Origin of the sequence: Streptomyces sp. NRRL WC-3549 (assembly GCF_000721935.1) — a bacterium.
Classification (GTDB): domain Bacteria; phylum Actinomycetota; class Actinomycetes; order Streptomycetales; family Streptomycetaceae; genus Streptomyces.
In genome coordinates, this window is record NZ_KL585418.1 from 85,132 (window position 1) to 92,278 (window position 7,147).

A 7,147-nucleotide genomic window follows, 5' to 3' on the forward strand; every position below is an offset into this window, starting at 1 on the left:
CCAGCCGTACCGGATCGGCGGCGGCGAGGTCCGGGTGGCCGCCTCGATCGGCGTCGCCTTCGCCGAACCCGGCATCACCCCCAAGGACCTCATGCGCAACGCCGACCTGGCGATGTACCGCGCCAAGGCCGGCGGCAAGGACCGGGTCGAGCTGTACGCCCCGCAGATGCAGGCCGAGGTCGTCCGCCGTTCCGAGCTGGCGGCACGGCTGCGCACGGCCCTGCGGGACGGCGAGTTCTCCCTGCTGCACCAGCCGGTCGTCCATCTCGCCAGCGGTACGGTCGCGGCCGTCGCCGCCCAGGCCCGCTGGCGCTCGGCCCAGGGCATCCTGTTCACCCCCGCCGAGTTCCTCCGGGTGGCCGGGGACAGCGACCGCGCGGCCGAGCTGGGCAGCTGGATGCTGGAGGAGGCGGTCGAGCAGGCCGCCGACCGGGCCAGGGCCGGCCACCCCGTCGCCGTCTCGGTGCGGGTGTCGGCGGGCAGGCTCCTGGACCGCGGGCAGCCCTTCGGCTCCGTCGAGGGCCTCCTCACCCGGTACGGGCTGCCCTCCGGCGCGCTGATGATCGAGGTCGGCGACAACGACCCACGGATCCCCTTCGACGACCTGGAGCAGCGGCTGGTCGCCCTGCGCAGACTCGGCGTACGGATCGCGCTCGACGGCTTCGGCAACGGCTACGCCGCGGTCAACGCCCTGCGCCGGCTCCCGGTCGACGTGCTGAAGCTCGACCGGAACCTGGTCGAGGGGGTCGTGGAGTCGGCGCGGCTGCACAAGATCACCAGTGGTCTGCTGCGCATCGCCCGGGACCTCGGCATGCAGTCCGTCGCCGACGGGGTCGACGGTCCCGAACAGGTCCGCGCCCTGCGGGCCATGGGGTGTACGCACGGCCAGGGAATGGCGTTCTCCGGGCCCGTGGACGAGTACCGGCTGCGGCGCACCCTGGTCCGGGGGAGGTTCCCGGTGGCGGGCGGCGGCCCGGTGGCTCAGCCCGTGCTCGCGGGCGGCTGGATCCCGCTCCAGGGTCGTTCACATGATGAGACTCCCGTCCCACCCACTTGACACCGCGGGCGCCCCGGAGAGAGGGTCAATGCCATGCGCACCCGAATTCTCGTACTTGGAAAGCGCGTCGGCTGAAGCAGGATCACTCATGGACATCCTGCAGACCGCACCGGCGCGCTCCCCTCGCTTGCCTCACGGCACGAGGGGTTTTTTGTTGCACCGGTGGCACTCAAAACACCACAAACACCCCGCATGAACACCAGCTTCGAGAAGAGAATGCCGATGACCGAGCAGGCCACCGGGGCCCAGCACCCGCAGCCGCGGGCCCGTAACGGCGGACCGTCCTCCGCCTCCGTCGAGTACCTCACGGGCGCGCAGTCCCTCATCCGTTCTCTCGAGGAAGTCGGCGCCGACACCGTATTCGGCCTCCCCGGCGGCTGCATCCTCCCGGCGTACGACCCGCTGATGGACTCCACCCGGGTCCGCCACATCCTCGTCCGCCACGAGCAGGGCGCCGGTCACGCCGCCACCGGCTACGCGCAGGCCACCGGCAAGGTCGGTGTCTGCATGGTCACCTCGGGGCCCGGGGCGACCAACCTGGTCACCCCGATCGCCGACGCGGCCATGGACTCCGTGCCGCTGGTCGCGATCACCGGCCAGGTGGCCTCCGGCGCGATCGGTACGGACGCTTTCCAGGAAGCCGACATCTGCGGCATCACCATGCCGATCACGAAGCACAACTTCCTGGTCACCCGCGCCGAGGACATCGCGCACACGGTCGCCGAGGCCTTCCACATCGCCTCCACCGGCCGCCCCGGCCCGGTCCTGGTCGACATCGCCAAGGACGCGCTGCAGGCCAAGACCGCCTTCAGCTGGCCCCCGGCGATGGACCTGCCCGGCTACCGCCCGGTCACCAAGCCGCACGCCAAGCAGATCCGCGAGGCCGCCAAGCTCATCACCCAGGCCCAGCGCCCGGTGCTCTACGTCGGCGGCGGTGTCCTCAAGGCCCACGCCACCGCCGAGCTGAAGGTCCTGGCGGAGCTGACCGGAGCGCCCGTCACCACCACCCTGATGGCGCTGGGCGCCTTCCCCGACAGCCACCCGCTGCACGTGGGGATGCCCGGCATGCACGGTTCGGTCACCGCCGTCACCGCGCTGCAGAAGGCCGACCTGATCGTCGCGCTCGGCGCCAGGTTCGACGACCGCGTCACCGGCAAGCTGGACAGCTTCGCCCCGTACGCCAAGATCGTCCACGCCGACATCGACCCGGCCGAGATCGGCAAGAACCGCGCCGCCGACGTGCCGATCGTCGGGGACGCCCGCGAGGTCATCGCCGACCTCGTCCAGGCCGTCCAGGCCGAGCACACCGAGGGCCACACCGGCGACTACAGCGCCTGGTGGAAGGACCTGAACCGCTGGCGCGAGACCTACCCGGTCGGCTACGACCTGCCCGAGGACGGCAGCCTCTCCCCGCAGCAGGTCATCCAGCGCATCGGCCAACTCGCCCCCGAGGGCACCATCTTCGCGGCGGGCGTCGGCCAGCACCAGATGTGGGCCTCCCACTTCATCGACTACGAGCAGCCCGCCACCTGGCTCAACTCAGGCGGCGCCGGGACGATGGGCTACGCGGTCCCGGCCGCGATGGGCGCCAAGGCCGGCATGCCGGACCGCACGGTCTGGGCGATCGACGGCGACGGCTGCTTCCAGATGACCAACCAGGAACTCACCACCTGCGCGCTCAACAACATCCCGATCAAGGTCGCCGTCATCAACAACGGCGCCCTCGGGATGGTCCGCCAGTGGCAGACCCTCTTCTACAACCAGCGGTACTCCAACACCGTGCTGCACTCCGGCCCGGACGCGGACGGCGCCCCCGCCCGGGGCACCCGGGTCCCCGACTTCGTCAAGCTGTCGGAGGCCATGGGCTGCTACTCCATCCGCTGCGAGGACCCCGCCGACCTGGACAAGGTCATCGCGGAGGCCAACGCGGTCAACGACCGCCCGGTCGTCATCGACTTCATCGTCCACGAGGACGCCATGGTGTGGCCGATGGTGGCCGCCGGCACCTCCAACGACGAGGTCATGGCCGCCCGCGGCGTCCGCCCCGACTTCGGCGACAACGAAGACGACTGAGAGACAGAGAGAGACCGACTCCATGTCCACGAAGCACACGCTCTCCGTCCTGGTCGAGAACAAGCCGGGTGTCCTCGCCCGGATCACCGCCCTGTTCTCCCGGCGCGGGTTCAACATCGACTCGCTCGCCGTCGGTACCACCGAACACCCCGACATCTCCCGCATCACGATCGTGGTGAATGTCGAGGGCCTGCCCCTGGAGCAGGTGACCAAGCAGCTCAACAAGCTGGTCAACGTCCTGAAGATCGTCGAACTCGAGCCGGCCGCTGCGATCCAGCGGGAGCTCGTCCTGGTGAAGGTCCGCGCGGACAACGAGACCCGCTCCCAGATCGTCGAGATCGTCCAGCTGTTCCGCGCCAAGACCGTGGACGTCTCCCCGGAGGCCGTCACGATCGAGGCGACGGGAGGCGCCGACAAGCTGGAGGCCATGCTCAAGATGCTCGAACCCTTCGGCATCAAGGAGCTCGTCCAGTCCGGCACCATCGCCATAGGGCGCGGCGCGCGCTCGATCACCGACCGTTCCCTGCGCGCACTCGACCGCTCGGCGTAGACAGACCGGACACGCTCGCCGCTCGCATGGCGAGACCCGCAAACGAACCAGACGCACCCCGCCGTACGGTGGGACGCAACACCTGCACACCAAGGAGAAGACCCAGTGGCCGAGCTGTTCTACGACGACGATGCCGACCTGTCCATCATCCAGGGCCGCAAGGTCGCGGTCCTCGGCTACGGCAGCCAGGGCCACGCCCACGCGCTGTCGCTGCGTGACTCGGGTGTCGACGTCCGTGTCGGTCTGCACGAGGGCTCCAAGTCCAAGGCCAAGGCCGAGGAGCAGGGCCTGCGCGTGGTGACCCCGTCCGAGGCCGCCGCCGAGGCCGACGTCATCATGATCCTCGTCCCGGACCCGATCCAGGCCAAGGTCTACGAGGAGTCCGTCAAGGACAACCTCAAGGCCGGTGACGCGCTGTTCTTCGGCCACGGCCTGAACATCCGCTTCGACTTCATCAAGCCGCCGGCCGACGTCGACGTCTGCATGGTCGCCCCCAAGGGCCCCGGCCACCTGGTGCGCCGTCAGTACGAGGAGGGCCGCGGCGTCCCGTGCATCGTGGCCGTCGAGCAGGACGCCTCGGGCAAGGGCCTGGAGCTCGCCCTGAGTTACGCGAAGGGCATCGGCGGCACCCGCGCCGGCGTCATCAAGACGACCTTCACCGAGGAGACCGAGACCGACCTGTTCGGTGAGCAGGCCGTCCTCTGCGGTGGTACGGCTGCCCTGGTGAAGGCCGGATTCGAGACGCTGACCGAGGCCGGGTACCAGCCGGAGATCGCCTACTTCGAGTGCCTGCACGAGCTGAAGCTCATCGTGGACCTCATGTACGAGGGCGGCCTGGAGAAGATGCGCTGGTCCATCTCGGAGACCGCCGAGTGGGGCGACTACATCACCGGCCCCCGCATCATCACGGACGCCACCAAGGCCGAGATGAAGAAGGTCCTCGCCGAGATCCAGGACGGCACCTTCGCCAAGAACTGGATGGCCGAGTACCACAACGGCCTGCCCAAGTACAACGAGTACAAGAAGGCCGACGCCGACCACCTGCTGGAGACCACCGGCAAGGAACTGCGCAAGCTCATGAGCTGGGTCAACGACGAGGACGCCTGATCCTCACCGGGGGCGGGCCCGCACGGGCCCGCCCCCGGGCCTCCCGCCCCGTGTCACTGCGGGCCGGGGAGGGCGGCGCGAGACGCTTCCCGTACGTCTGTACACGCCGTCCGCCCCGTGCGGGTGATCCTTCCGCCGGGGCGCAGACCGGGCCCGGCCGCATGACTAGACTGCTCCACACATACACGCGTCAGGGCCCACAGTGTCGTGCGTCTTCCACGCGGCTAGCCCCTCCACCGCCTGCGGCCGTCGGGACGGCCGTCCGCACTGGACTTGTGAGGACACACGTGAGCTCGAAACCTGTCGTACTCATCGCCGAAGAGCTGTCGCCCGCCACGGTCGACGCTCTGGGTCCGGACTTCGAGATCCGGCACTGCAACGGCGCGGACCGCGCCGAACTCCTCCCCGCGATCGCCGGCGTCGACGCGATCCTGGTGCGCTCCGCCACCAAGGTCGACGCGGAGGCCATCGCCGCCGCGAAGCAGCTCAAGGTCGTCGCCCGCGCCGGTGTCGGCCTGGACAACGTGGACGTCTCCGCGGCCACCAAGGCCGGCGTGATGGTCGTCAACGCCCCGACGTCCAACATCGTCACCGCCGCCGAGCTGGCGTGCGGTCTGCTGGTGGCCACCGCGCGCCACATCCCGCAGGCCAACACCGCCCTGAAGAACGGCGAGTGGAAGCGGTCCAAGTACACCGGTGTCGAGCTCAGCGAGAAGGTCCTGGGCGTCGTCGGCCTCGGCCGCATCGGCGTGCTGGTCGCCCAGCGCATGTCGGCCTTCGGGATGAAGATCGTCGCGTACGACCCCTACGTCCAGCCGGCCCGCGCCGCGCAGATGGGCGTCAAGCTCCTGACGCTGGACGAGCTGCTGGAGGTCGCCGACTTCATCACGGTGCACCTCCCCAAGACCCCCGAGACGCTCGGCCTGATCGGCGACGAGGCGCTGCACAAGGTGAAGCCCTCGGTGCGCATCGTCAACGCCGCGCGCGGCGGCATCGTCGACGAGGAGGCGCTGGCCTCCGCGCTCAAGGAGGGCCGGGTCGCGGGCGCCGGACTCGACGTGTACGCCAAGGAGCCCTGCACGGACTCCCCGCTGTTCCAGTTCGACCAGGTCGTCTGCACCCCGCACCTGGGCGCCTCCACCGACGAGGCGCAGGAGAAGGCCGGTATCGCGGTCGCCAAGTCCGTCCGCCTCGCACTCGCCGGTGAGCTCGTACCGGACGCGGTCAACGTCCAGGGCGGCGTCATCGCCGAGGACGTGCGTCCGGGGCTGCCCCTCGCCGAGAAGCTCGGCCGGATCTTCACCGCGCTCTCCGGCGAGGTCGCGGCCCGGCTCGACGTCGAGGTCTACGGCGAGATCACCCAGCACGACGTGAAGGTGCTCGAACTCTCCGCGCTCAAGGGCGTGTTCGAGGACGTCGTCGACGAGACCGTGTCCTACGTCAACGCGCCGCTTTTCGCCCAGGAGCGCGGGGTCGAGGTCCGCCTCACCACCAGCTCCGAGTCGCCCGAGCACCGCAACGTGGTGACCGTGCGCGGCACCCTGGCCAACGGCGAGGAGGTCGCGGTCTCCGGCACGCTGGCCGGCCCCAAGCACCTCCAGAAGATCGTCGCCATCGGCGAGCACGACGTGGACCTGGCGCTCGCCGACCACATGGTCGTCCTGCGCTACGAGGACCGTCCGGGTGTCGTCGGCGCGGTCGGCAAGATCCTCGGCGAGGCCGGGCTGAACATCGCGGGCATGCAGGTCTCCCGCCAGGACGCGGGCGGGGAGGCGCTGGTCGTCCTCACCGTGGACGACACCATCCCGCAGTCCGTGCTGAGCGAGATCGCTGAGGAGATCGGCGCCACCTCGGCCCGCTCGGTCAACCTGACGGACTGACCCACGGCGCCCACGGCCGTGTCCTCCACGAACGGGCGGACACGGCCTACAGCCGGGCCGCCTTCAGCGCCATGTGCAGCAGCAGCCGGTCCTCGCCGTCGCCCAGGTCGAGGCCGGTGAGCTGTTCGACCCGGCCCAGGCGGTAGTACAGCGTCTGCCGGTGGATGCCCAGCAGGGCCGCCGTCCGGCTCGCCTGGCCCGCGCAGTCGAGGAACACCTCGGCGGTGCGGGCCAGCTCCTTGTGCGAGCCGTCCAGCAGGGTGCGGGCGACGGGGTCCGGCGTCCGGGGCAGCGCGGTGAGCAGCCGGTACGGTCCGATGGACGACCAGGCGGCGACCGGCCCGAAGCGCGGCTCCGCGTGGGCCGCGCGCGCGGCGGACCGGGCCTCGTGCCAGGAGGCGGCCAGCTCCGCCAGGCCCCGCCGGGCGGTGGCGATCCCCGCGGTGGCGCCGGGCCCGGCCGTCGTCCGCAGCCGGTCCG

The 7,147-nt window shown here is 70.5% G+C and carries 6 protein-coding genes; 5 read left to right on the forward strand and 1 reads right to left on the reverse strand.

The window, feature by feature from the left end; translation table 11 throughout:
- The 5 genes from IH13_RS0123935 to serA form a co-directional block, all read left to right on the forward strand.
- On the forward strand, positions 1–1,057 hold a 1,057-nt coding region (locus IH13_RS0123935; RefSeq protein ID WP_037842191.1), incomplete at its 5' end, for a GGDEF domain-containing phosphodiesterase.
- A gap of 216 nt (positions 1,058–1,273) precedes the next feature.
- A complete protein-coding gene (locus tag IH13_RS0123940) occupies positions 1,274–3,130 on the forward strand; it encodes an acetolactate synthase large subunit (protein ID WP_031087709.1) in 1,857 nt (618 codons plus the stop codon).
- Between the two features lie 22 nt (positions 3,131–3,152).
- On the forward strand, positions 3,153–3,680 hold the full coding sequence (gene ilvN, locus IH13_RS0123945; protein WP_014048496.1) for an acetolactate synthase small subunit: 528 nt from the start codon (positions 3,153–3,155) through the stop codon (positions 3,678–3,680).
- 105 nt (positions 3,681–3,785) lie between these two features.
- Positions 3,786–4,787, forward strand: a complete 1,002-nt coding sequence (gene ilvC / locus IH13_RS0123950; RefSeq protein ID WP_031087711.1) for a ketol-acid reductoisomerase — start codon at positions 3,786–3,788, stop codon at positions 4,785–4,787.
- A 287-nt stretch (positions 4,788–5,074) separates the two neighbouring features.
- A complete protein-coding gene (gene serA, locus IH13_RS0123955; RefSeq protein ID WP_031087712.1) occupies positions 5,075–6,667 on the forward strand; it encodes a phosphoglycerate dehydrogenase in 1,593 nt (530 codons plus the stop codon).
- Positions 6,668–6,713: 46 nt separating this feature from the next.
- Here serA and IH13_RS0123960 read toward each other — a convergent pair.
- Positions 6,714–7,147, reverse strand: a 434-nt coding sequence (locus IH13_RS0123960; protein WP_031087714.1) for a PucR family transcriptional regulator, incomplete at its 5' end; no start/stop codon positions are given.